This window comes from Paenibacillus thalictri, from assembly GCF_004307995.1.
Lineage (GTDB): Bacteria > Bacillota > Bacilli > Paenibacillales > NBRC-103111 > Paenibacillus_AF > Paenibacillus_AF thalictri.
In genome coordinates, this window is sequence record NZ_SIRE01000025.1 from 136,773 (window position 1) to 159,917 (window position 23,145).

General features: G+C 52.0%; 16 protein-coding genes. 6 read left to right on the top strand and 10 right to left on the bottom strand.

The window, feature by feature from the left end:
• Positions 1-36: 36 nt before the first annotated feature.
• Positions 37-1,278 (bottom strand): nickel pincer cofactor-dependent isomerase, group 22, encoded by a 1,242-nt coding sequence (locus EYB31_RS30015; protein WP_240763016.1) that lies wholly within the window; start codon positions 1,276-1,278, stop codon positions 37-39.
• Positions 1,279-1,368: 90 nt separating this feature from the next.
• Complete coding sequence (locus EYB31_RS30020) at positions 1,369-2,328, bottom strand: AraC family transcriptional regulator (RefSeq protein WP_131017176.1); 960 nt, start codon at positions 2,326-2,328, stop codon at positions 1,369-1,371.
• A 132-nt stretch (positions 2,329-2,460) separates the two neighbouring features.
• On the opposite strand from EYB31_RS30020, the gene EYB31_RS30025 reads away from it, so the two are divergent.
• Positions 2,461-3,252 carry an SDR family NAD(P)-dependent oxidoreductase gene (locus EYB31_RS30025; protein WP_131017177.1) on the top strand — a complete coding sequence of 264 codons (792 nt, stop codon included), beginning with the start codon at positions 2,461-2,463 and terminating at the stop codon, positions 3,250-3,252.
• Positions 3,253-3,265: 13 nt separating this feature from the next.
• Entirely contained in the window at positions 3,266-4,063 is a 798-nt protein-coding gene (locus EYB31_RS30030) for an SDR family NAD(P)-dependent oxidoreductase (protein ID WP_131017178.1), read from the top strand.
• Positions 4,064-4,097: 34 nt separating this feature from the next.
• Here EYB31_RS30030 and EYB31_RS30035 read toward each other — a convergent pair whose 3' ends face one another.
• The 7 genes from EYB31_RS30035 to EYB31_RS30065 form a co-directional block, all read right to left on the bottom strand.
• A complete protein-coding gene (locus EYB31_RS30035) occupies positions 4,098-9,977 on the bottom strand; it encodes an S-layer homology domain-containing protein (RefSeq protein ID WP_165452693.1) in 5,880 nt (1,959 codons plus the stop codon).
• Positions 9,978-10,029: 52 nt separating this feature from the next.
• On the bottom strand, positions 10,030-11,319 hold the full coding sequence (locus tag EYB31_RS30040; RefSeq protein WP_131017180.1) for a glycoside hydrolase family 28 protein: 1,290 nt from the start codon (positions 11,317-11,319) through the stop codon (positions 10,030-10,032).
• A gap of 52 nt (positions 11,320-11,371) precedes the next feature.
• Complete coding sequence (locus EYB31_RS30045; RefSeq protein WP_165452694.1) at positions 11,372-13,033, bottom strand: extracellular solute-binding protein; 1,662 nt, start codon at positions 13,031-13,033, stop codon at positions 11,372-11,374.
• A gap of 49 nt (positions 13,034-13,082) precedes the next feature.
• The gene (locus tag EYB31_RS30050) at positions 13,083-13,958 is read right to left on the bottom strand and encodes a carbohydrate ABC transporter permease (protein WP_131017182.1); all 876 of its coding nucleotides are present in this window, start codon (positions 13,956-13,958) and stop codon (positions 13,083-13,085) included.
• Between the two features lie 16 nt (positions 13,959-13,974).
• Positions 13,975-14,922, bottom strand: a complete 948-nt coding sequence (locus tag EYB31_RS30055) for an ABC transporter permease (protein WP_131017204.1) — start codon at positions 14,920-14,922, stop codon at positions 13,975-13,977.
• Between the two features lie 230 nt (positions 14,923-15,152).
• Positions 15,153-17,390 (bottom strand): helix-turn-helix domain-containing protein, encoded by a 2,238-nt coding sequence (locus tag EYB31_RS30060; RefSeq protein ID WP_131017183.1) that lies wholly within the window; start codon positions 17,388-17,390, stop codon positions 15,153-15,155.
• Positions 17,391-17,556: 166 nt separating this feature from the next.
• On the bottom strand, positions 17,557-18,438 hold the full coding sequence (locus tag EYB31_RS30065) for an ROK family protein (RefSeq protein WP_131017184.1): 882 nt from the start codon (positions 18,436-18,438) through the stop codon (positions 17,557-17,559).
• Positions 18,439-18,746: 308 nt separating this feature from the next.
• Here EYB31_RS30065 and EYB31_RS30070 point away from each other — a divergent pair, with 308 nt between their 5' ends.
• Together EYB31_RS30070 and EYB31_RS40425 are read left to right on the top strand one after the other, a co-directional pair.
• On the top strand, positions 18,747-19,763 hold the full coding sequence (locus EYB31_RS30070; RefSeq protein WP_131017185.1) for a zinc-dependent alcohol dehydrogenase family protein: 1,017 nt from the start codon (positions 18,747-18,749) through the stop codon (positions 19,761-19,763).
• A 132-nt stretch (positions 19,764-19,895) separates the two neighbouring features.
• The gene (locus EYB31_RS40425; protein ID WP_165452695.1) at positions 19,896-20,057 is read left to right on the top strand and encodes a hypothetical protein; all 162 of its coding nucleotides are present in this window, start codon (positions 19,896-19,898) and stop codon (positions 20,055-20,057) included.
• 424 nt (positions 20,058-20,481) lie between these two features.
• Here the strand turns inward: EYB31_RS40425 and EYB31_RS30075 are convergent, their stop codons facing one another.
• Entirely contained in the window at positions 20,482-21,360 is an 879-nt protein-coding gene (locus EYB31_RS30075; protein ID WP_131017186.1) for an NmrA family NAD(P)-binding protein, read from the bottom strand.
• Between the two features lie 344 nt (positions 21,361-21,704).
• On the opposite strand from EYB31_RS30075, the gene EYB31_RS30080 reads away from it, so the two are divergent.
• Both EYB31_RS30080 and lepB read left to right on the top strand, forming a co-directional pair.
• Positions 21,705-22,229 carry a TetR family transcriptional regulator gene (locus EYB31_RS30080; protein ID WP_240763020.1) on the top strand — a complete coding sequence of 175 codons (525 nt, stop codon included), beginning with the start codon at positions 21,705-21,707 and terminating at the stop codon, positions 22,227-22,229.
• Positions 22,230-22,441: 212 nt separating this feature from the next.
• Complete coding sequence (lepB, locus tag EYB31_RS30085; RefSeq protein WP_165452696.1) at positions 22,442-23,101, top strand: signal peptidase I; 660 nt, start codon at positions 22,442-22,444, stop codon at positions 23,099-23,101.
• Positions 23,102-23,145: the final 44 nt, after the last annotated feature.

A 23,145-nucleotide genomic window follows, 5' to 3' on the forward strand; every position in this document is an offset into this window, starting at 1 on the left:
CGGCTTAAAACCTAGCCGCCGGAAAGGTGTGCCCGTCTAAAATGGCGGCAAATTGCCCTCCCGGTCAAAACTCAACGGCACCCACTCGCCTTCTGCGGAAATGCCCGGCAGCGAGCGGATTTCTTCATATACCACCTCAGATACGTACATATGTTCCAGATGCAATGTGCTGAATATACGGATTACCCGCGCCCGTTCCTCGGCCACGTTCCAATTGGCGCGCAGCGCGGCAGACAGCGCTTCGCGGTCGTTGTCCAGCGTGATCGGCACGGAAGCCCGCTGCAGGAACGAACTGGTGATCACATTTTCATTCGTGATTCTTCTGTCGATTTTGGACGTCAGCCGTACGGTGGTCAGATCGGCAAGACCGATGCCAAGCGCATTACCGTGTGATTCGTGGCTTAGATCACAAGCAATGACATATTTAATACGCGGCGATTCCGGTTCCGGCGTGCCTTGTATGCGCATCCGTCCGATAATGTTCGTATCCAGGCCGGTTCCGCTGTAATTTTTGCCGATTTGATCGACGATCAGCACGTCCAGATCGCTCACCGGCAGCTTCGGATAAAACTCCGCCGACCGCTTCAGCAGCTCCTGCTCCCTGGCTACGATCCGCTCCGGCTCAATTGCCTCCAGCAGCGCCGTCTGCTCGGAAGCGTTCTCCACGACACCGACACCAAAAAGAATACGGCCCGAGCCAATCACTACCTTGCCAACCTCCGGCATGATGTCCCGGATGCCGTGAACGCCGTAGGAATGCAGCAGCAAAGCTTGACGATGCTTGCCTAGGCCGATCGCGGCCATTTTTACCAGGCCGCTTTCAAGTCCGACCGGGGATTTAAAATCGGTATGCAGCTTAATTCTGCCCACCAGCACGACGCCATCCGCTTCATAGGCGTATTTGTCCATAAACACGGCCATACCGCCAGGCGTTGTGCCCAACTGCACCGTCTCCATCGAGCTGAAAATCGGCGCACCGCAATAAGCTTCAGTCACGCCCAAGCTCTCCAGCACCTCGACTTGCCCTTCGGCTGTCGCTCCGCCATGGCTGCCCATCGCCGGAATAATAAACGGCACCGCCCCGTGCCGCTTTAACTCGCGCACGACTCCGGCGATAATGTCCGCAATGTTGGCGATGCCCCGGCTTCCCGCCGTAATGGCAATACGCATGCCCGGCCGGATACGGCTTGCGATCTCCGGCTTGTTGATTTGTTCCTCCACCGTTTGTCCGATATGTCCGATAGAAGGCGCTTCAAAGCGCTGACGAATCTTGATCATTTTAGGAAATGCCATCATATGGCCCCTTTCTGGATTGCAATTCCTGTATTTAGTATAAATAGCAGATCAGGATCAAAGCTTCAACATATCCTACGGAATATTCATAAAATCCGCTGTCAATGCCGATCCGTCCCTATATTCGCGGGGAGTCATTTTCACAAATTGATGAAATGAACGGTAAAAAGAAGCGTGGTTCGGAAAGCCGCTTTTTAAATACACCTCAGTCACCGGCAGATCGGTGCCGATCAGAAGGCGCTGCGCCTCCTTCACCCTCATCTTGATCACGTATTCTTTAAAACCGTCACCGATAATCTCTTTAAACAAGTGATACGTTCGCGACGGACTAAGCGCAATATGTTCCGCAACATCCTCCAGCCGAATATTGTCTTTAAAATGGTCCTTCACATACTGCAGCGCCGGAAAAATCCGGTTAAACGAAGCCAACGTGACGCTCCACTCCTTGTCGCTCATCAAGGAGCGGTAATACCTCGCGAGCAGCGCGCAGGACTGCAGCAAGCCGCCCCGAACCTGACTGCGGTAACCGATCTGCCGCTGTTCCAGCTCTTCCCCCATCTGGCAAATCAGCCTTCCGATGCTGGACGCTATCGGCAGTTCCCCGGGTATGCGGTTGCGGACGACAAACGACTTGGAGTTAAACGGAAGCAGCAGCTCCGGCTCAATTGCCTCCAGAATGGAAGGACGGAAGTAAATAAACACGTATTGGCATGTCTTTCCCGGGTCGCAATTGGCAATATGGGGCTGTGATTGGTTAATCATAAAAACATCTCCGGCCCGCACGGGATACGTCGTCTCCTGAATGTGAAACCAGCCTTCGCCGGATATGCAATAACCCAATTCAAGAAATGGGTGCCAATGCTTCGATACCGTGTTAAACGAGATCGTCCGGCGGGCCATGTCAACCGGAAATTCGCTATCCAGCTCCATCTGCTCCTTGCGCACGGCGGCTCCTCCCGTAGTATAGCTTTTTTGTTCCGATTGTTGCGGATTCCCAATCATTCGTACTTGCTTATATAACATCATTTTCATCATATTTCCATCATCCTGCTAAAGCAACTAAAAAAAATGAAACAAAATCGAAAATTCCCCGCCTACAAGCAAGCCGCATTCCTTCGTATGATGGATGGGAGTCTCTGAATCCAACGTAAGGAAGGGGAACCGGCTTTGAGATTGCGAGGGAAAATCGTTTGTATTACCGACGCCGACAGCGCTTCGGGGAAAACTTTGATCCGGCGGCTTGCCGACGAAGGAGCCGATTTTATAGTAAACAGCGCTTCTGCAGGCGTGAGCATTGATGAAGAGCTGGCATACTGCCGGGTAGCCGGCGCCCAGGCGCTGGTCTTCTCCGCCGATTTGTGCCGCTTCACCGAGGTCGACGGTATGCTGGAGGAAGCGGAGCGGCAGCTCGGCCGAGTCGATGTGCTCGTCCATAACCACAATCTGATCGTGCCGATGCAGGTGGAAAGCTGTGACGAGGCTGCCTTTGTACAAGTGATGAATACAAACGCCAAGTCGGCCTTCCTATGCACCCAAGCCGCCGGCAAACGGATGGCCGCCGCCGGGTCCGGCAGCATCGTGTATGTAAGCTCCGTTCATGCGCATAAACCGACCGGCTCGTCGTTTGCGTACAGCGTGTCCAAAAGCGCAGTCAACATGCTCGCCCGCGAAGCCGCGCTTGAACTGGGCCGCTGCGGCGTCAACGTCAATACGATCGAACTTGGCCCCGTCGAAGGCGACGACACGTTGTTCTCCAGCGAGGTTTCATCTTTATACGAATCCTACATATATAAAGTGCCGGGCGCCAAGCCGGTGACTTACCGCGATCTGGCGGACTGCGTGGCTTATCTGGCAGCCGATTCGTCCCGTTATTTGAACGGCGCTGAACTGCGGTTGGACGGCGGTTTTTTGCTGCATTACATGGATCATAAAATGAAGCGGCCGGAAGCCGGCCAATAAGGGGGCGAACCACTTGAGCTTAACCGGCAAAGTTGCGATTGTCACCGGGGCGGGAAGCGGCATCGGCAGAGGGATAAGTATTGAGCTGGCCCGGCGAGGAGTCAAAGTCGCCGTCAATTACAATTCGTCGGACATCGACGACGGAGCGCTCGAAACGAAACGGCAGATCGATGAAGCCGGTGGCGAATGTTGTATTGTGAAAGCCAACGTCGCCGATAAGCGCGAAGTCGAAAGCATGGTGCAAGCCGTTGTGAAACGTTACGGCAGCGTGGACATTCTAGTCAACAACGCCGCCGTGCAGTTAAATTACACCTTATTCGAGCATACCGAGGAATCGTACGATTTGGAAATGAACGTCAATCTGAAGGGCTATTGGTTATGCATCCAAGCAGCGGCGCCTTATATGAAAGCCCGAAGGTTCGGCCGCATTATCAACATCTGCTCCGTTCACGGCAAACGGCCGACCGATTTTGATACCGTCTACTCCATGACCAAAGGCGGTGTAAAAATGCTGGCCCGGGAAAGCGCGATCGAGCTGGGCCGGTTTGGCATCACCGTCAACAATATCGAACCGGGCGCGATCGACGTCGGCAAAGGTCCGATACGCCGGCAATCGGATGAGCCCGGTATAACGGGCGGGACTCCGGAGAAACGGGAAAAACCCGATGAGCGTCTCATCAGGAAGTTCCCTCTGGGTCGAGTCGGCCGGCCAGCCGATATCGCCCACATGGTATGCCATATCGCCTCCGAAGAAGCGGAATTTATGAACGGCGCATCCATCCGGTTGGACGGGGCGAGCATGCTGCTGTAGGCGGTGTGGCGAATTACCATGTTGTTTCATTTTTTCACGAAGCTGTTTGATTAAAAATCCGGTACAAAATGACCGCCGCTTCCGCCCTTGTCGTAGCTCCGCCGGGGTTGATTTCACTTCCGTCCCCTTCCGTCAGGCCTGCCCGGATCATGGAGGCAATGCTTTCTGCGGCATAGGAAGCAACAGCGGCTTGATCGGTAAACCGTTCAAGCCCGGACACGCTGCCCGGTTCGCCGGCTGTAGGAGCCAGCCGAAGCGCTTTGGCGCAAAGCACCATCATATCCTGGCGCGAGATGGAGGCGGACGGATTAAACTTGTTATCGCCGATACCTTCGCTAATGCCGAGCTTTCGCGCAATGCCAAGTTCCTTGTAGAAATAGTCGGTTTGGCTTACATCGTCAAAATTGCCGGCAAAATCGGCGGTTGCTCCTAGCGTTCTAACGAGCAGCGCAAGGAAATCCGCCCTTGTAATCGGTTGGCCCGGCGCAAATGTACGATCTGACGTGCCGTTGATAATACCTTTGGAAGCGAGTGTTTCGATCTGCTTCTTAGCCCATCCATAGCCATCCAAGTCTTCGAAGGAGACAAATTCGAAGGACACGGCAAATTTGCTGAAATGAGACGTTCTGAAGGTAACCAACCCCGTTGCCGGATCGTATTTCCCGTTGGACACTTTCTCCGCCCGGCCCTCCGAATCGATATGCCAGACGACGATATGCTCGATGTCCGCCAATTCCTGTTCCGCTGGTGTATACGGAATAGATATGGCGACAGCCGATTGCGGGTTATCGAAATGCGCCTCCTCGCCGTCAATCTTCAGCCGGACCGATAATATCGGCCTATCCCCGACTTTTTGCTGTAAGGCGGCATCGCCGAGCGTACTCTTGTCGACGAATTCCACCGAAAATGCAACCGTCGACGAGGCAGGAGCCTCCGCTAATTGGAGCATATTGCCCGGCAGTTCCAATGTCGCCAGCGGTGTTTCCAGCACGATCTTTTGCGTGGAGTCTCCGCTTGTTATATAGGTGGACGGCAGGGCCGCTTCATAAGTTTGGGCGCCCTCCACCGGCGGCACTTGGATATGCGCTGCCTTCACGCCATTGCGATCGTAGCCGGCTTTGTCAAGCGCATCGTCCAGTTGAGCAGAAGAAATCTGCGCTTTGGCCGCTCCTGAAGCCGGATCAAGCGTCGCGTTTGCATGAATGACCGATCCGCCGTTCTCCGGACGACCAGCATTTGCCGTTTCATTCTCAGCCTGTGCTATGCTTGCTGCCCCAGTCTCGGATTGTGACGGCGCTGCGCCGGTCGTGCTGTCATTGCTGGCGCTGCCATGGCTGGAATTACTCGGCCAAAACACAGTCACATGAAGCCGGGCCCGATATTCGCTGTACGCAACCGTGATTTCTGCGCTGCCTGCGCCGACCGCCTTTACTATTCCGGCTGAATCGACCGTTGCTGCATTCGGATTCGACGAGGTAAAACCGCTTGCGGCGGTTACGTCCGAAGTGCTGTCGTTATCAAAGCGTTGTATGACGGTAATCTGTTTTGTTTGTCCGGGAAGAAGGGTGGATTCGCTTGAATCCAGCGCAATACCCGCCGAGCCAAATGCGTCTTCTTGGACGGTTGCCGTCCTTGCATCCGAAAGAGACACGGTTGATGTGCTGTTCGCAAAAGTAATTCCGTCGGCATGCCTGACGTAATACCCATAGGCGGGCAAATCTCCCCACATGTTGGACTCGGGATATTGGCCAAGCGCATATTCCGGCGGACTTGCAGGTACTGCGGCAACGCCGCCTTTGTACTCTATGTTCACGTTGTCGAACACAATGTTTTTCAGCCGGTATTTCGTACCGTCCGGCATATTTGTGCCGGTGATCGGAGATCCCCATGCCGCGTTCATGTTTTTTCCGATAATGTCCCGGAATATGACGGTGTCCATCGTTCCCGTCCGCGGCTTATCGTCTTTAGTCGCACGGTCGCTTCTTTTGCCAAGAATGACAAAGAAGGGATTTCCCGAGTCCTGAACGTCGATCCTTTGAAACACAATATTCGACACATCGGCCCCGTCCACCGATTCCACGCACATGGCGCAATATTTGACGCCCTTGACCATGTTGTCCTCGAACCTGACATTTTTAAATGCCCCGTAACTCGCCGTTCCGAATTTCAAACCGTTGGTGCCCGATGCGGTGACGTTGGAATTTCTGACCAACACATCTTCGACCCCGCGGCTTTTTCCGCTTTTGATGCAGATCGCATCGTCCCCGGTATTGACCGTCACGTCTTCAATCAGCACATGCTTGCTATCGACGATATCCAAGCCGTCCCTGTTGCTGGACAACTTCACATCCAGGTACATGTTTCTCATGACCACATAATCGGTTTCCGCGTTGACGACAGTCCACATGGCGGATTTTTTGATGTACACGTTTTGTATCGTTACATGGCTGCTGAGTACGATATAAACCGCCATCGGCCTTGTCGCTTCGCTGCCGGCTGTAAACGAATCGCCGTTTCCGTCGATTGTGCCGCCGCCGTCGATCTTGATGTTCTCCTCATGCTCCGCATAAATCAAGGTTTTGTTGCAATTGGATGCAGGGCCTAGCTGCGTGTTGTACGTGAGCGGGTTCGTATCCGGATAATCCGCCGCCGACGGGCTGCCTTTTAACGTGGCTGTGGCGTCGATATACAAAGTCATGTTGCTTTTTAATTGGATCATTCCGGAAAGAAATACGCCGTCATGCAGGTAAACGGACCCTCCGGTGCCTGCGGCTGCTTCAATCGCGGCCTGAATGGCTGCGGTGTCTTTGGTTACGCCGTCTCCTGCGGCTCCAAAACTTTTCACGTCGAACACCGGAGACGGCGGTCCTCCGATAAAGGCAGCTTGACTGTATACCTTCACATTGTCGAAATAAATGGCGCCGGTGCTGCCTGATTCTATCGCAAAAGCCAGCTTCCCGACGTCCGCAGCCGCCGTCAAGAAACCGATGTCTCCGGCCTTTTTCATTCCGTCGATATAAAGGTCGTATTTCTTCGCTTTTGTATCAATGACCGCCCGGATGATATACCACTTGTCTGCGTTAAATGCGACTCCCGCATTCGTCAGCGTCCCGTTTTTGTTATAAACGATATTGCCGTCCTTGAACGCTATGGCCGCTATCTGATTGCCGCTGCCGTCGTAGATGTAAGGGATATATTTCGTTCCTGCGGTCTCTTGCGCTTTTACTTTGGCTTCCAGGGTCACGATTCCGCTGAGAGCCGCGAATGTCCGGGATGCGGCAGCACTTTTCGCTGCTGCGCTTTTGGCCACCATGACGCTTTTATCGGCCGGGAACGGAACCTCCTGCACGCTGACGGAACCGCCCGACGTATCGGCTAGCCAGCCGCTTGGCGCAGCTCCTGTCCGATCCCCGTTAAAATCGTCCCTGACCGTCATTTCTTTAGCCGCAGGCGGGAAATTGACCGGCGGCGCGGCAGTTGCGGCACTGACCGGATCGCTTGGTGCGGACTCGATCGTTTGTCCCCCCGGCGTGGTGAATAGCGACGTTATGTTGTAACTGTACGCCACGCCCTGCGACACGTTGTTGTCGATATAAGCCGCAATGCCCGGCTGGGATTGGCCGACATATCGGTATTGGGCATCTCCCGCGTTGGCCCGGTAGACGCTGTATTTCGCCGCGTTGGCCGCCGGTGTCCACTTTAATGAAATTGAGGTGCTCCACTGCGATGTCACTTGCACATCCTGCGGTGCAGCCGGGACCTGGATGGAACCCACGGTGACATTGACATGGGCCTCGTAAGAGCGGGACCCTACAGTATATACGGCGCTGAGCTGCGTAGTGCCCGTGCCGACAGCGGTCAATTGGCCCGTATTGCCGATTGTGGCGACAGCCGGATCGGAAGAAGACAGCGAACTGCTGCCGGTTACATCGTGCAAAGCTCCATCCGAATCTACCGAATTGACCTTTAACGCAACCGTATCATGTTCATAAAGCGCGTAGGCCGGCTGATCGAAGGTTATCCCGGTAACCTCGGCGGGAGGCAAAGGATACACTTTCACATTGTCGACATAACTGGTGGAAGCGGCCGTATTATCCGCTTTAAACATCACCCTTGCTATGCTTGTCGTGCCGTCAAATGGAGTGACCAGATCGGAGCGGTCAATGGTCTGCTGAACGCCGTCGATCCAAAGATCATACGTGTTGGCGTTGGTATTCACGACGATTTTAACGGCATACCACTGATTCGGCACAAAAGGCGTCGTGTTGATCTGCTGGGATCCGCCGATGGCGACGAAGTAACCGTTTCTGAGCCCAAATTTCATGACAGCCTTGTCTTTATTGTTATAGATGTACGGAGCGACGCTGAACTGCGTCCCGGTTGTCATCACCTTCGCTTCAACCGCCACTTTGCCCGTCATGCCCGCAAAGGCCCGGTTCGCCTCGACCGCATCGTTTTTGCCCGATACGTACAGGCTTAAGCTTTTGTCGGCGGCGGAAGGAACGTCCGCGACAGCAAGCACCGCAGCTCCCGAGACCGTTGTTGTCCATCCGTCGGGTATAACGCCCGCTGCCGCGTTGTCGAAATCATCGTTGATGACAAAACCTGACGCGCCCGCTGCCGTCACGCTTAGTATGGCGCTATTCGCGGATTCGACCGTTTGCCCGCCCGGGGTCGTAAATACGGACGATACGGCGTAATCATACGAGGCATTGGCCGTTACGGAATTGTCCGAATAAGAAATGCCCGCCGTTTCCCCGATTTTGCTGAATTGTCCGCTGCCGGAAGCCGCTCTGTAAATCGCATATTTGCCTGCATTCGGAACCGCGGACCAGTTGAGCTGCACCGATGTGCCGCTCACGGCCCCGCTGCTTAAACCTGTCGGCGCCGTCAGGATCGGAAGCGGGTTCACCGTGACGGTTGCCGCCGCAGGCAAGCTGTATACGCTGTTTGATACCGAAATTTGCGTTGTTCCTTGATTTCGCGCCGTCACGACCCCGGTGGCCGGGTCAATGGACGCTATGTTGGAGTTGGCTGATGAAAAGACGTTGCCGGTCGCCAGCACCTGCCGGCTGTTATCGGCGTAAACCGCCTGCACGGCAGTGGGAAAGGCATCTCCCGTATACGCGCTGTACGTATCCTGATCGAAAGCAAGTCCGGTTACGGCGGCCGCAGGCGTTGTCGTATACACCTTTAAATTATCGTAATACAACGTGCCCGTATTGTTGCCTGTATCCATCTTGAACGTCACCTTGCCCACTGACCCGCCGGAAGCGGCCGTCAGGGCTTTACCGGTCAATAACGGATTGCCGTCAATATACAAGTCATACGTATCGCTTGACGTGTAAACGACGATTTTTAGGCTGTACCATGTGCCGGGGGAAAAGGCTTGCACATTTTGCTGTGTGCCGCCGTTGTTTGCTTTTATATTTCCTCCGTTCAGCTGGATCTTCACGATGGAAGCGCCTGCTCCATTGGTGATATAAGGAGCAACCTGGGTTCCGGTCATGCTGCCGCTGGACAGGATAGCGGCCTCAACAGTAACCGTCCCGCTTAACGGCCGGCTCGTAAAGTCGATGGACGACTCCGCTCTTGTCGTGCCGGAAGTGCTTGTTCTGTTGATTTTTACGCTTCTGTTGGACATACTCGGGTAGTCCTCCACCGTCACCGTACCGCCGGAGACGTCCGTGACCCAATGGTTCGTGTCGGGCACTCCGTTGCCTGCCGACGACCAATCGGAATAGTGGGGAGATTGTCCTGTCGGAAATTGAACGCTGCTGTTAAAGTCTTCGCTCAAATAGGTTTGAATGGCTCCTGCCGCTCTTACGGCTTGCGGCTCCAGCTCAAACACAGGTATCCATCCTGCCAGCATAACGATAATCAGCGTTATGCTGAAAAGCCCCTTCCTGCTCATCCCTTTCATCCTCTCCAACTAGGTTTATCGCGTGTATCGCCGCTCCATAACGTTAAATGACAACCGTCGGTTCCAAACCGGGAGGCGCATCCAAATGCTCTACGATTACACCGCGGACCTGCTCGGCATAAAGCCCGCCCCGGTCGGGAAGCCCCTCCGCCGATTCGTGCCGGATACGAATATCTCTGAGCAGCAGGCCGTCGACATACGCCGCAATAAACTGGTAGGGATGTACGGCATAATTGACCCGCTGCGGATCGATTTCGACGCGCCGCGCCCCCGGCGGCTTGGAGGGCTGATCCAAACGGCAGGGACCGGTTACGTTCCAGGTCACATTTCGAAACCGGACATTTTCGATCGGTTGACCGGGCACACCTTCGATATAACAACGTCCTTGCCCCGTCACGGTCACATTGTCGAATGTGACATTGCGGATACGCCCGATCTTCGGTTCCTTGTAATAACGGGGAGTGACGTCCAGCAATATAGGGAATTCGTTACGTGCCTCGATGACCATGTTGCTGAACACCATATTTTCATAGATGCTCCCGTCCTTCATGTACAGTGCAAGAGCAACATCCGTATGGTGGATGATGCAATTGTTAAACGTGACATTGCGGATCGGACCGACCGCTTCCGTTCCGATCTTCAGGGCAGCATGGCGGGAACTGAGAATACAGTTGGCCACGGTAATATTTTCGCAGGGATCCCCTTCCGTACTCTTAATGACAATGCAATCGTCGCCGGTTTGGATGTTGCAATCGCTGATGATCATATTTCTGCAGCCGTCGGGGTCAATGCCGTCGGTATTGATCCGCTCCATATTGGCAAGGATGGTCACACCGCGCACCATTACCTCCTCGCAGCGCATGAGGTGCAGCGTCCAGAAGCAGGAATATTGTAGCGTAACATCGAGGAACTTCACATTTTTGCAGTCCCGGTAAAATACGAGCGCCGGCCGGAACTTCACTCCTGCGGCAACGGCCGGGGGCAGGGGTGACGCTCCCCCTCCGTCGATGGTCCCTTCTCCCGTAATGGACACGTTCTCCACGCCGTCGGCCCAAATTAACGCCTGAATTTGCCCAGGCAAATTGCCGTAAGGCGTCTTGCAAATTTCCGGATACAATGCGCCATCGCCGGCGCCAAGGATGACCGCCCCCATCTCCAGATGCAGGCATACATTGGACCTTAAGTGGATCGTTCCGCAAAGATATGTTCCTCCGGGCAAGACGACCGTGCCCCCTCCACTGCGGGAGCACTCGTCAATGGCCGATTGAATCGCCCCGTGGTCCAACGTCTGCCCGTCCCCGGCAGCGCCAAATTGCTTTACATGATAACTCATCGCGATCTCCTTAAAGTACGTGATCAAAAGTTGACTTTTGCAACAACCTCTATTAGTTCAGAAATTTGTAAATATCTTGGGAAAGAAACGCTTTGTCTTTATTTTCGGCATACCACTTCGCATACCAATCCTCCAACTGCTTGCCCCCGCCTTTTTCCCATACGCCCTTGGCGTCGGCAAACGCTTTGTCAATCGGATAAGCCGCTCCGCTCACCACCGATTTGGCCCAAATACCGGTAATTTGCAGGTTCAGGTCGGCGCTTGTTTTGGCCAGGTCGGACGGTAAAGTCGGCATATGCTCGGAAAGCGTCAAATCCGGTATCGGCCGCTCCGGCTTTTCATAAGCAGCACGGGCCTTTTGGATAAAGTCCAGATACGCCTTCTGATCCGGAATCTGAGGATCAAACGAGCTTTCCGTCTTGTTGCAAGGGCCGACCAAATCGGGCGACGTTTGCATAGCCAGGTCGGGTACGTAAATAAGCTCCTTTTTGTTCTTCTCCACATCGATGGGAACCGGACAATTGTTTGCTCCCGTCTTCCAATGGACACCTTCCATGCCGTATTTCATCATGCTTGCGGTTTCTTTGGTTGCCATGAAATCGATGTATTTGATAGCGGCTACCGGATCTTTGGCCCCGCGGTACACGACGGTCGTCATTTGCGCCGGATTGAGGAAGTTCATGCTGAATTGGCCAAACTGCGTTTTGGGAAGCGGGATCGGTAAAATTTCCGCAGCCGGCACATTTTTCTTCAGCGTCTGGTAATTGTTGAGACCGGGATTCAGCTGCTGCGAATGCTGCATCGCGTAGATGCCCAGCTTGCCGCTTAGCCAATCCTGCTTGGCCTTCTCGCCGTTTTTGTCGGTGAGATAATCTTTGTCGGCGACCCCTTCGTCGAACAACTTCTTCTTGAACTCGTTGCTTGCTTTCGCTCTGTCCCAATCGTAAGTCAGCTTGCCGTCCTTCACGACCCAGCCGGCATCGCCAAACATCTTGCTGATCGCCATGCCGGTATCCGCTGCAAGCGATATGCCGTACGTGTTTTTCTTCCCGTCGCCGTCAGGATCCTGCTCGGTGAACGCCTTGGCTACCTTCAGCAGCTCCTCCGGCGTTTGCGGAACCTGCAGATTGAGCTTTTTCAGCCAATCTTCGCGGATAATCAGCGAATACATCGACATGGTGCCCTGCAGACGGCCGATTTCGTACAGCTTGCCGTCCGGTTTGGTTCCAGCCTTTCTCAGCTGAGGATAGTCCGCGAGCAGCTTTTTGTAATTCGGCGCATATTTGTCGATCAAATCGTCAAGCGGCAGTAGCTGTTTCTGCTGATACAGCAGGTCACGGTAGGCCGTATCGTATTCGTTGATCACATCCGGAACGTCCCCGGCGGCAAACAACGTATTATATTTAGTAACCGAATCGTTTCTGGGGATCAACACATACTTTACATCGGTCGGACCGTTCTTGTTCACCCATTCGGTCCAACGGTTCTTATCCATTGTGCCTTCCTCGGCAGGGACACGTCCTCTGTCGTACAAGGCGACGGTTGCCGAACCTCTGGCCGCCGGTTTGGCATCTCCTTGCGCCGCAGGTGCGCCGCCCGTCTTCGGATCGGCGGTTTTGGACTGCGGCTGGCTGTCTCCGCAGGCTGCCAGGAGCGTGCCGGTTAAGGCGGTGCACGCCAGCAGAACTCCCCATTTATGCGATTGATTGATCATTTGAATTCCTCCCTTAGAAAAAGTCAGCTGCATGGTATTGCCATCCTTATTACCCCTTGATGGAACCGATCATCACCCCTTTGACAAAATATTTTTGCAGCAGCGGGTACACAACCAGCATCGGTACAATCATCACGATAACGGCAGCGCTTTTGATCGAGTCGGGCGTGACCGCTTCTACGTCATTCGGCTGCAAGTTGTTCATTTGCTGCATCAATTGCTGGCTCTGCACCATCTTTTGAACAAGCACGGTTAAATTAAACAGCTTTGTATCATTAATATAAATCAGCACGTTCATAAACGCGTTCCAGAATCCCACTCCGTAAAACAAGCCCAGTGTGGCGACTACCGGCAGTGAAAGCGGCAAAATGATTTGCGCCAGCAGCCTCATTTCGCCGCAGCCGTCGATTCGGGCGGCTTCTTCCATCTCGGCCGGGATGTTTTCGAAGAAGGTGCGCATCACCAGCATGTTATACGTGCTGATGAGACCGGGCAGCCATAAGGCGCCGTAAGAATTGACGAGGCCCAGCGCTTTGACGAGCAGAAACGTCGGGATCAGCCCGCCGCTGAACAGCATCGTAAACACCATTGCCATCGTGAACCCTTTGCGTCCCCAAAAATATTTGCGTGACAGCGGATACGCCGCCATGATCGTAAACAACATGCTGAGCAGCACGCCGACCAGCGTAATCACTACGCTGTTTTGAAAAGCCCGGAAAATATCGGTTCCCTTCATCAGCGCTTTATACGAATCCAGATTAAAACCGATCGGCCATAAGGACACAAACCCCGAGGCAACCGCATTCTGATTGCTCACCGACACCGCAATCATGTTGATAATCGGCAGCAGACAGCTGAGCGCCACGATAGTAAGGATGACATAATTGGCCGCGTAAAACAGCGATTCGTTTCTTGTGTCTTTCATCCAAGTTCACCTTCTCTTACCAAAGTCCCTGATCAAAGGCGCGAGCGATCCGATTGGTGATCAGGACAAGAACAATCCCGATCAGCGATTCGAATAAGCCCATAGCCGAAGTAACGCTGAAGTTCGCGCCTTGCAGCCCTATTTTGAAAATATACGTGCTGATGACTTCGGACACATCGGAAACAACCTGATTTTGCAGCACGTATACATGGTCGAAACCAACTTCCATCACATGACCCATCGATAAAATCAGCATCAGAATGATCGTCGGGCGAATGCCGGGCAAAGTCACATGCCAGATTTTGCGCCATTTGCCCGCTCCATCCATATTCGCCGCCTCGTATAAGCTCGGATCAATCATCGTCAGCGCCGCCAAATAGATGATCGCGCTAAAGCCGGCCTCCTTCCATATGCTTGAACCGACGAAAATCGCCATCCATGTTCCTTCATGATACAAGAAAGCATAACTGGGAAGGCCCAGCAGCCTGATGACCCCGTTGACCACACCCGATTGCTCGGCGAAAGCCGTCACGACAATGCCGCCAACGATGATCCACGACAAGAAGTGAGGGAGATAGACCAGCGTCTGCACCGCCTTCTTAAACCACAGCTTGCGCGCCTCATTCAGCATAATAGCCAGTACAATCGGAAACGGAAACCCGACAAACACCCGCAAGCAGCTGAGCAGCATCGTATTGTAGATGATGTCCCGCGTATGGGCGTTTGCAAATAAATAAGAGAAGTGCTTCAGGCCGACCCATTCGCTGCCGATGATTCCGTCAAAAAAGTTATAATCCTTAAACGCGATGACAAGTCCCAGCATCGGGATATACTTGAAGACGATATAAAATGCAATCACCGGAAGAAACATCGCCATCAGCGGAATGTTCATCTTCACAAGCCTGTTTCTGCGCAGTTTGGCGTGTATGTCCGCATTCTTTGGATGAACCGTTTTCCCGGACATAGGGGTTTGGAGCAAGTTCATTACAGTATCACCTCGATTCCCTTTGTGAATGTGTGTCAGCAAAACTCATGTTAAGGGAACCGCCTGAAACCGTATATAGATTTGTTTTAAGGAGATATGCAAAAACGAAAAAAAGCCCGCCTCCGGCCAAATCCCCCGCTGCAAGGGGGCTGAACAAGCCGATAAGCGGACAATATGCATTTTGTAACCCGGTATGCAATTTAGCAAAATCAAGCCTGAATACCTTTTCGATAGTCTCCCGGCGTCGTCCCGACATGTTTTTTAAAGACGCGGATAAACGATACCGGCAAGCTGTATCCGACCTGACTAGCAATCTCCTGGATCGACAAGTTGGTTTCCGCAAGCAGCTCCTTGGCCCTTTCGATCCGCATGTTGGTCACGTAATCGATGAACTTCTCTCCGAATTCCTCTTTAAACAATCTGCTTAAATAGTTGGGATGAAGCTCGAATTGGTCGCTCAATAAACTCAAGCTTAAATCGGGATCGGCAAAATGCGCTTCGATGAACTTCTTCATTTCGCCGACCAGTTGGTAATGCGTCTTGCTTTCACGGATGTTTTTAATTTCCTCGGCGGTTCGGCTCAGCACTTCATAAAAACGCGAATCCAACTCCTCCACCGTGTCGAATTGCTCCAGAATGACGCTAAATTCGGGCAGCCGCTGTTCCCATACCTGCCGCAGCTCTTCCGATAAATCCATCGATTCGCGGTACATTTGGAAAATCATGTAGTTCATCATGCTGACCAACTCATCCTTAGGCAGCGGGTGCGACTTCATTTCCTCAAAAGCGGCGGCATGATGTTGTTTCCAGCTTTCGTCGCCAACACGAAACGATTGGGTGATGGAACGGATGCTCTGCAAGTTTTTGAAAATATCCTTATGTACGGGCTGCCGGCCAACCTGCGCGTAATCAAGCAGCCGGTTGTTGCCCAGCGTCGATTTATATTGCAGCGCTTCCAAAGCATCGTCGTAGCAAGCCGGAATTTCTTCAAGCCGCCGGGGCATCGAACCGATTCCGATCGTCACGGTAAACGGCAGATTGGCCGCCACCCATTGAATCGTCTCCCGAGCCACCCGGTGTATCCGCTCCTGATCCGACTCGCTGTCGGCAATTGCAAACAGCGCGCCCAGCCGATGCGCGTCGATCCATTCCGTCCATACGGGCGCATCATGATTGTGGGAAATTTCTTTCACGACGCGGCTGATTACAAACTTCAGAAGATGCTGATCCCGCAAATGATAAGTTTGGGTGAACTCGGCATATTTGTCCATTTCAACGACAACAACGGCAAATCCTTCGTCTTCCCCGCTGAATCCGAAATGCCGCACGACCTCTCCCCATCCGGCCGGATGGATCGTCAGCTTCCCCTCCAGCAGCTCTTGAAATAAATGCCTGCTCCGGTAAACCTGGTTTTCCTCATTTTGCTCCTTGTAGCGGATCGATTGCTCAATTAAATGATGAACCCCGGTTTCGATAAATTTGAACTCATCGTTGCCCGCTTTCCCGGACAAATGGAGGCTGCCTCCCTGCGCATATTTGTAGATGTGCTCCATAATTTTCTGGACCGGCTGAACATTTTTCCGCGTAATGAAGAAGATCCAGAACCCCCCGGCGAGCAGCGCAGCCGCTCCAATGCTTACCCATACATAATTTAATAACGAAAATACGCCGAACAGGTGTTTGTCCGAAAAACTGCTGACCCCGACCCAATGTGTATAATCGGCAGTTACCTTATTGATGGAAGCCGGCGGAGGTCCCGCTGCCGCTTCCGTTCCGCTGGTCCCGAACAAAAACGAACCATTATCATCGTAGAAATCGATCCGGCTGATTTTGGAATCCAGCATCGGTTCCACGAGCTTGCGAAGCGATTCCGTGCGAATGTTCACAACGATAAAACCTTCGTTGCCAAACGGAGGCAGCATCCTCTTCACCAGCGTCACCACCGGCCTCGCCGGGGCGGATTCCGCATATTCCGCGAACGTTCTCACGCCGGTATACCGTTTGGGAATTTCGTTCTGAATCAGATTCAGCAGAAACGGGCGGTCGCCAAACTCGCTAAACGACGGAGAAGACTTCTCCGTCAGCAGTTTCTGGTCGGAGCTGCGGTATAAATACACCGAATCGATCAGCGGCACGTACCGCTGTAAGTCGGTAAGCACCTTCGACACCTCGAAATCATTAAAATAACTGTCGGCCGAGGCATGTTTGAAATAAAGCGCAAATTTATCATTGGACATCACCTCTTTGGTGATGGATTGATCAATGGAAGTCAGCGAGGAGTCGACAATTTCAAGCATGCGCTTCACATAAATCTCGTTGGCCTTTCTGGCCTCCTGCTTGGAGAACTCACTGATGGACATGAAAAATATGAGAATAAGAATGACGCCGAGAATAAAAAAAGCCGGAAGATAAGACAGCAATAAACGATTGCGCCAACTAAATTTCATAAAACCTCCCCTAGACCAGTAACCGATTTCATTATCTAAGCTCCGGTTGCATCCGGATTCGTTTCCCTACAGCTTTAACAAAAGCCGAAAATCGCATGGATTTTCGGCTTCGCAAATAGGCCTTACATACTCCTCCGGCATAAATACGGCGGACGGAGTTCTCGTTTTATCGACCCTGCAGCGCTTGCTTTGCCAAAATCAGCGCGCCGGTCAGTCCGGCATTATCGCCGAGACCCGGAGGCACGATGTAGGTGTCAAGCTGCTCTTGGATTTTCGGATGCACAACGTAGCCGTTCAGCAGCTCGGTCAGCCTGCTGCGGATCATCGGGAACAGATGCAGCTGCTTGCTGACGCCGCCGCCGACAATGATTTTTTCCGGCATCAGCACGAGAATCAGGTTGGCAAACGCCTGCGCCAAATATTCGGCTTCGAATTGCCAAGCCTTATGGTCGGGCGCCAGCTCGAACCCTTTGGCTCCCCATCTCCGTTCGATCGCCGGTCCAGCTGCAAGCCCTTCCAAACAATCGCCGTGATAAGGGCAAGCTCCCGCAAACGTATCTTCCGGATGTCTCCGCACGAGAATATGGCCCATTTCCGGGGAGGTAAAGCCGTTTACGATTTGTCCGTTTTTGACCAGTCCTGCGCCGATCCCGGTGCCGACAGTCATGTACAAGCAGCCGGACTGCTCTTTCGCCGCTCCCAGCGTCGCTTCGCCAAGCGCCGCAGCGCTCACGTCAAGATCGAAGCCCATTGGAATATCAAAACGTTCCTTTAACGCGCCGAGCAAATTATAATTGCCCCAATGCGGTTTCGGCGTGCTTGTAATATAGCCATATGTCGAATTGCCGGGGTTCGGATCGATCGGCCCAAACGAACCGATGCCCATCGCTTCAAGCGATTTGTCTTCAAAATAAGCGATGACGTTTGCCATCGTTTCATCCGGTGTTGTCGTCGGGAACGATACGCGGTCGACAATCTCGCCTTCTGCGGTCCCGATCCCGCATACAAATTTGGTGCCGCCGCCCTCTATTGCGCCTAAGTACTTCATTTGTGCCACTCTCTCCAATCGCTGGAATAATCATTGTACTAGATTCGATTCTAACGCATAGCCGCGGTTTTGTCATGACTATCCGGCGATTTTTGCAAGTTTGGCGGCTGTTGTGTGCATCGCGGCCACACGTGGTGCTTGCGCGAGAAGCCGAAATATGCAGCATACCGCCACTCGGTAGCCGCAGACACACACCGGCAGTTGCCAAACGACCGCTGCTAAAAGAAAATAAACCAATAGACTGAAAAATATAGGACTAGGAAAATAAAGTTGCAGACTTGGGAATTGGCAGGACAATCCAGTAAGGAGTGAGACGCATTAAGGAGTTTATTTCTTTACAGTATAAGAAGTTTGGACACCCTCTTGAAGTCTTGGAATTGGAACAACGAGTGGACGATATACAGCTTCATCACAACGAAATAGTGGTTCGAATGATTTTAAGTCCAATCAATCCTTCTGACCTGATTCCAATTCGCGGTGCCTATCAACATCGGACCCAGCTGCCGGCAATACCAGGATACGAAGGGGTTGGTATTGTTCAGGCCGTCGGTTCATCCGTAACAACATCCCTTATAGGAAAACGGGTACTGCCTCTACGTGGCGAGGGAACTTGGCAGCAGTACGTGAAAACAAAAGCCAGTTTTGCAATTCGAGTTCCCGATGGAATTGATGACGAAACAGCAAGCCAAATGTACATTAACCCTATGACAGCATGGCTTATTTGTACAGAAGAATTGCGCTTAAAGTCTAATGACGTGTTAATTGTAAATGCTTGCGGTTCTGCAATCGGACGTATTTTTGCACAATTTTCAAAGGTGTTTGGATACAGATTGATTGCGGTAGTAAGAAATGATATCCACACACAGGAACTGCAATCACTTGGTGCTTGGGCGGTAATTGACACATCTAAAGAACTGCTTGCCGATAAAGTTATGGAATTTACCTGCGGGATGGGGGCAGCGGCGGGTATTGATAGCATTGGCGGGCAAGATGGACACGAGCTCATTGAGTGTATTCGTCCAGGCGGCACAGTTCTAAGTATTGGTCTTATGTCAGGAACCCAAATGAATTGGGCTCAGATACATCAAAAACATCCTAATATCGGAGTGAAACCATATTGGCTTAAAAGATGGATTGAAGGTATTACCGATGTGCGGTGGCACGAAACTTTTGGCAATGTATTTCAGTTAGTTCATGATGGGAAATTGACTATTCAAGCACCAAGAACGCGTTTTAGTCTACTGGAATATGAGAAAGCAATTAAAGCAGCTCAACAAAGCGGTCACATAGGGAAAGTGATTTTTGAACCATTTTTATCCAACTAAGGGAGAACGATAGTGGAATAATTAGGGAGCAGCAGCCTTCCGAGCCGACATACGCCTGACATATTTCTCCTCCATACTGTATCCGAAGGTGATTGGCGATTTTTCCGCCAGAGGCGAAGAGGAGGTGGGAGGATGCGTAAGGTAGTCGTGACCGAGTTTATTGTCGGTCTGATCGTAGCTGAGGACATTTACAGCAAGGATGGCAAGCTTCTTCTGAGAGCGGGCTATCCCATAACGGCAACGGTAATCAAGCATTTACAGCGGGAGAAGATCAGCTTGGTATGGGTGAAATGATGACTCGCAGCCGGCCGCGAAGCATACCGTCGCCGCTTTGTTGCCCGTTCGGCCGCGTCGAGCGGAGCGTATCGGTCTATCGGAAAGACGTTCCGCATGCGTGCTGTGAGAGGAACTCCCTATGACACTATAACCATTTTATTCCGACGGATACGATAGCTGAATATTAGTGGTAAAGAAGCCCCTGGGCTTGATACTGCATAAACTTGGCGGGATTCATGATGTTCTACGGATAAGATTAACCTTAAAGGCTTTGAAGTTGCGGACCCCTGTCGTTTTTGGGGTCCGCTTATTTTTTTGATTTCTTTTATTGCTGCGTTGCAAAAAAGGATACAAGAGGTACCCATCGGATCGTTACGCTCCCATTTCCGAGAAACCGTTCCGCCCCCGTTGCGAATGAATGCATGTTCCGTCGAGGCGATGCTCAAGCCAGAACAGCTGGCTTGAGCACTTCTTCGCACCATTGGCGAAAACCGGTGGGGGCAGCGGAATGCGGGGTGCGAGTTTCGGCGTCGTAAATGCCCCGGTCAACCGAAGCCGCCATATCGATCAGCCCCTGCGCCCACGCCTCAGTCATCCCATGCTGTACCATTGTGGCCTTATAGGTCTCGCCAGGAACCTGCTGAAAGCGAATCGGCCTCTCAATCACCTCGGATATAATCTGTGCCATGTCGTTGAAGGACAAGTCCTCGGGACCGCATACCGAGATGCTTTCTTGTCCGCTCCAGGAGTGATCGAGCAGCAGCTTGGCGGCCACGGTGGCGATGTCGCGGGTAGCGCAGTGCGGTACTTTGCGATCCCCGGGCATCGGATAGAAGAGCATCCCCTGGCGTTTGATCGACTCGACCTGCCAGAGCATATTCTCCATGAACCCCGGCATGCATAACGAACGGTAACTCACGCCTGTGCTCTCAATGAGATCATCCATAGCGAATATCGCTGAGATTTGTCCGGCATTCTTGGCTATCCCGCGGCCCAGGCTCGAGATACCGACGACTCGCTTGACGCCCTGGCTGTTGATCGCCTCGCACACCGGCCGGATGAAATTCAAAACGTGATCCTGGACGCTCTTGGCGCGTGGGTTCGGAGGCACCACCCAAAATACGGAATCAGCGCCTTCAAACGCCTTGGTAACGACATCGATGTCGTCGTGCGATCCCTGCACGACCTCGACGCGCTCGCGCACGCGCGGGGAAAGACGGGAAGGATCACGCGCGATCAAACGAATAGCCTCTGCGCTATCAAGAACAATGTCAAGGACCTGGCGGCCGATCTGGCCAGTAGGAGTGGTTAAGACCATCATGAAACCTATCATCCTTTCTTTTGTTTTGCCGGAGTTAAATGAACCCGATCGAGCTGCCGGCAAGAAATATTACAGTGTTGTTTAAACATCAGTTTCGTGTAAACTATACTGTATAAGGAATGATAAACGTTTTTGAGCGATCCGAGCAATCAGCAAACGGCCGTTATCGTTGTATAGACAACATTATTGCGTTTTTGTTGACTTTGCGAGTCACTCATATATCTTGATTTGATGTCCATTGCGGAGTCCTAGTATTCCTAATTTGAGGAATGAGGTAGAACATGCCGGTAAATCAAAACGATCCTCGCGTGAAACGCACGCGTCAATTGTTAATACAGTCCTTTATGGAACTGCTAGAACATAAGAAAAATATCTACTCCATTTCAGTGCAAGACATTACGGATCGAGCGACTGTGAATCGCGCCACGTTTTATGCACACTTCGAAGATAAATACGCTTTCCTTGAGTGTTGGATGAAGGAAAAATTCCAAAGAAAATTGGCGGAAACATTGCCTAATTCCTCCATATCAAATATGAGCAGCTTGCGAACCCTCATTTTAACCATTTTCGAGTTTCTTGCCCTTACCAGGCAGTACATGATTCGGACTCCAGAGAACAGTCAATATGAACCACTGTTTGAAATCGCGATGCAAAAAGAACTTTATCAACTTCTGCTCAAATGGTTGATTGAAGAGTCGAATGGCTCCGTCTCACGAGAGTTAGTTGAATCCACGGCCCTCGTCATCAGTTGGGGCATATTGGGAACAGCCGTACAGTGGAGTCGAAATCCTCAAAATCGCCGCGCTGAAGACATGGTGCGAGACGTGTTAGTGATTGTGGCGGCGGGATTGGCACCCGTCATGGCATAACCTCTTAAAAAATATCAGTTCGGATGAACATTTTTCCATAGTACAAGCACGGTTGGGTTCAGTCTAGCTGCGAGGCTGTTTGGCCGGAGCCGGAGCGCCAGGCACCGGGCTCCCCGCCTGCTTCGCTGCAGCTGTGGAAGTTCAGGAAATTGTTTGAATTTACTGAGGAGTACTCCCAATTAATGATTATGATGAAATTAGGAGGGATTCCGATGAAGAAGTCACTTGTGATTGTATTTCTTTTTCTGTTCGTTATAGGGTGCGAAGAGCAACGCATTACCGACTTAATCACTGAAGAATCGCCAAAGACAGTTGTCATGACACAGGACCTTATAGCTATTGAAAATCAAAACGATGGAATGGTACGTAGGAACTTAGAATACAGTTCTAAGGACAAAGGGAAGATAGCTGTCGATCCGAAATATTTCAATGAAAACCATATGAATCGGGGCGATGTGATTTACTATAAAACACCTTTAATTGATAAAAACAAATACCCGCAACTAAATCCGCCTGAGTATAATATTGCTAGGGTTATAGCTCTTCCCGGAGAACAAATTGAAATAAAAAAAGGAAAAATCTACATTAACGATAAACCGTTAGATACCTTCTATGGTGAGGCTCTCAGTTGGGGACTCGATGAAGAAGAGTATTTTAAGTCAGTCAATAAGCCAGGTTCAGCTCAATGTGACGAATCATGCCTAAAGACCATGAAAGAATACTTTAACATGGGGATGGATAAGATTAAAGTTCCCGAAGGACATCTCTTTGTTATGGGTGATACGTGGTGGAGAAGTATTGACAGTCAAATCTATGGTCCTTTGCCTGTTTCCAGCATCAAGGGAAAGGTGTTGGGATACGTTGGTAACTGATTGGACTTACGGGACGATAGTGGAATAATCAAGAAGCGGATTGC

What these genes read in the sequence shown, in the direction of transcription:
- EYB31_RS30015 (WP_240763016.1), bottom strand. Translation starts at nt 1,278, where the DNA reads ATGATCAAGATTCGTCAGCGCTTTGAAGCGCCTTCTATCGGACATATC.
- EYB31_RS30020 (WP_131017176.1), bottom strand. Translation starts at nt 2,328, where the DNA reads ATGATGAAAATGATGTTATATAAGCAAGTACGAATGATTGGGAATCCG.
- EYB31_RS30035 (WP_165452693.1), bottom strand. Translation starts at nt 9,977, where the DNA reads ATGAGCAGGAAGGGGCTTTTCAGCATAACGCTGATTATCGTTATGCTG.
- EYB31_RS30040 (WP_131017180.1), bottom strand. Translation starts at nt 11,319, where the DNA reads ATGAGTTATCATGTAAAGCAATTTGGCGCTGCCGGGGACGGGCAGACG.
- EYB31_RS30045 (WP_165452694.1), bottom strand. Translation starts at nt 13,033, where the DNA reads ATGATCAATCAATCGCATAAATGGGGAGTTCTGCTGGCGTGCACCGCC.
- EYB31_RS30050 (WP_131017182.1), bottom strand. Translation starts at nt 13,958, where the DNA reads ATGAAAGACACAAGAAACGAATCGCTGTTTTACGCGGCCAATTATGTC.
- EYB31_RS30055 (WP_131017204.1), bottom strand. Translation starts at nt 14,922, where the DNA reads ATGTCCGGGAAAACGGTTCATCCAAAGAATGCGGACATACACGCCAAA.
- EYB31_RS30060 (WP_131017183.1), bottom strand. Translation starts at nt 17,390, where the DNA reads ATGAAATTTAGTTGGCGCAATCGTTTATTGCTGTCTTATCTTCCGGCT.
- EYB31_RS30065 (WP_131017184.1), bottom strand. Translation starts at nt 18,438, where the DNA reads ATGAAGTACTTAGGCGCAATAGAGGGCGGCGGCACCAAATTTGTATGC.
- EYB31_RS40425 (WP_165452695.1), top strand. Translation starts at nt 19,896, where the DNA reads ATGCGTAAGGTAGTCGTGACCGAGTTTATTGTCGGTCTGATCGTAGCT.
- EYB31_RS30075 (WP_131017186.1), bottom strand. Translation starts at nt 21,360, where the DNA reads ATGATGGTCTTAACCACTCCTACTGGCCAGATCGGCCGCCAGGTCCTT.
- EYB31_RS30080 (WP_240763020.1), top strand. Translation starts at nt 21,705, where the DNA reads ATGGAACTGCTAGAACATAAGAAAAATATCTACTCCATTTCAGTGCAA.
- lepB (WP_165452696.1), top strand. Translation starts at nt 22,442, where the DNA reads ATGAAGAAGTCACTTGTGATTGTATTTCTTTTTCTGTTCGTTATAGGG.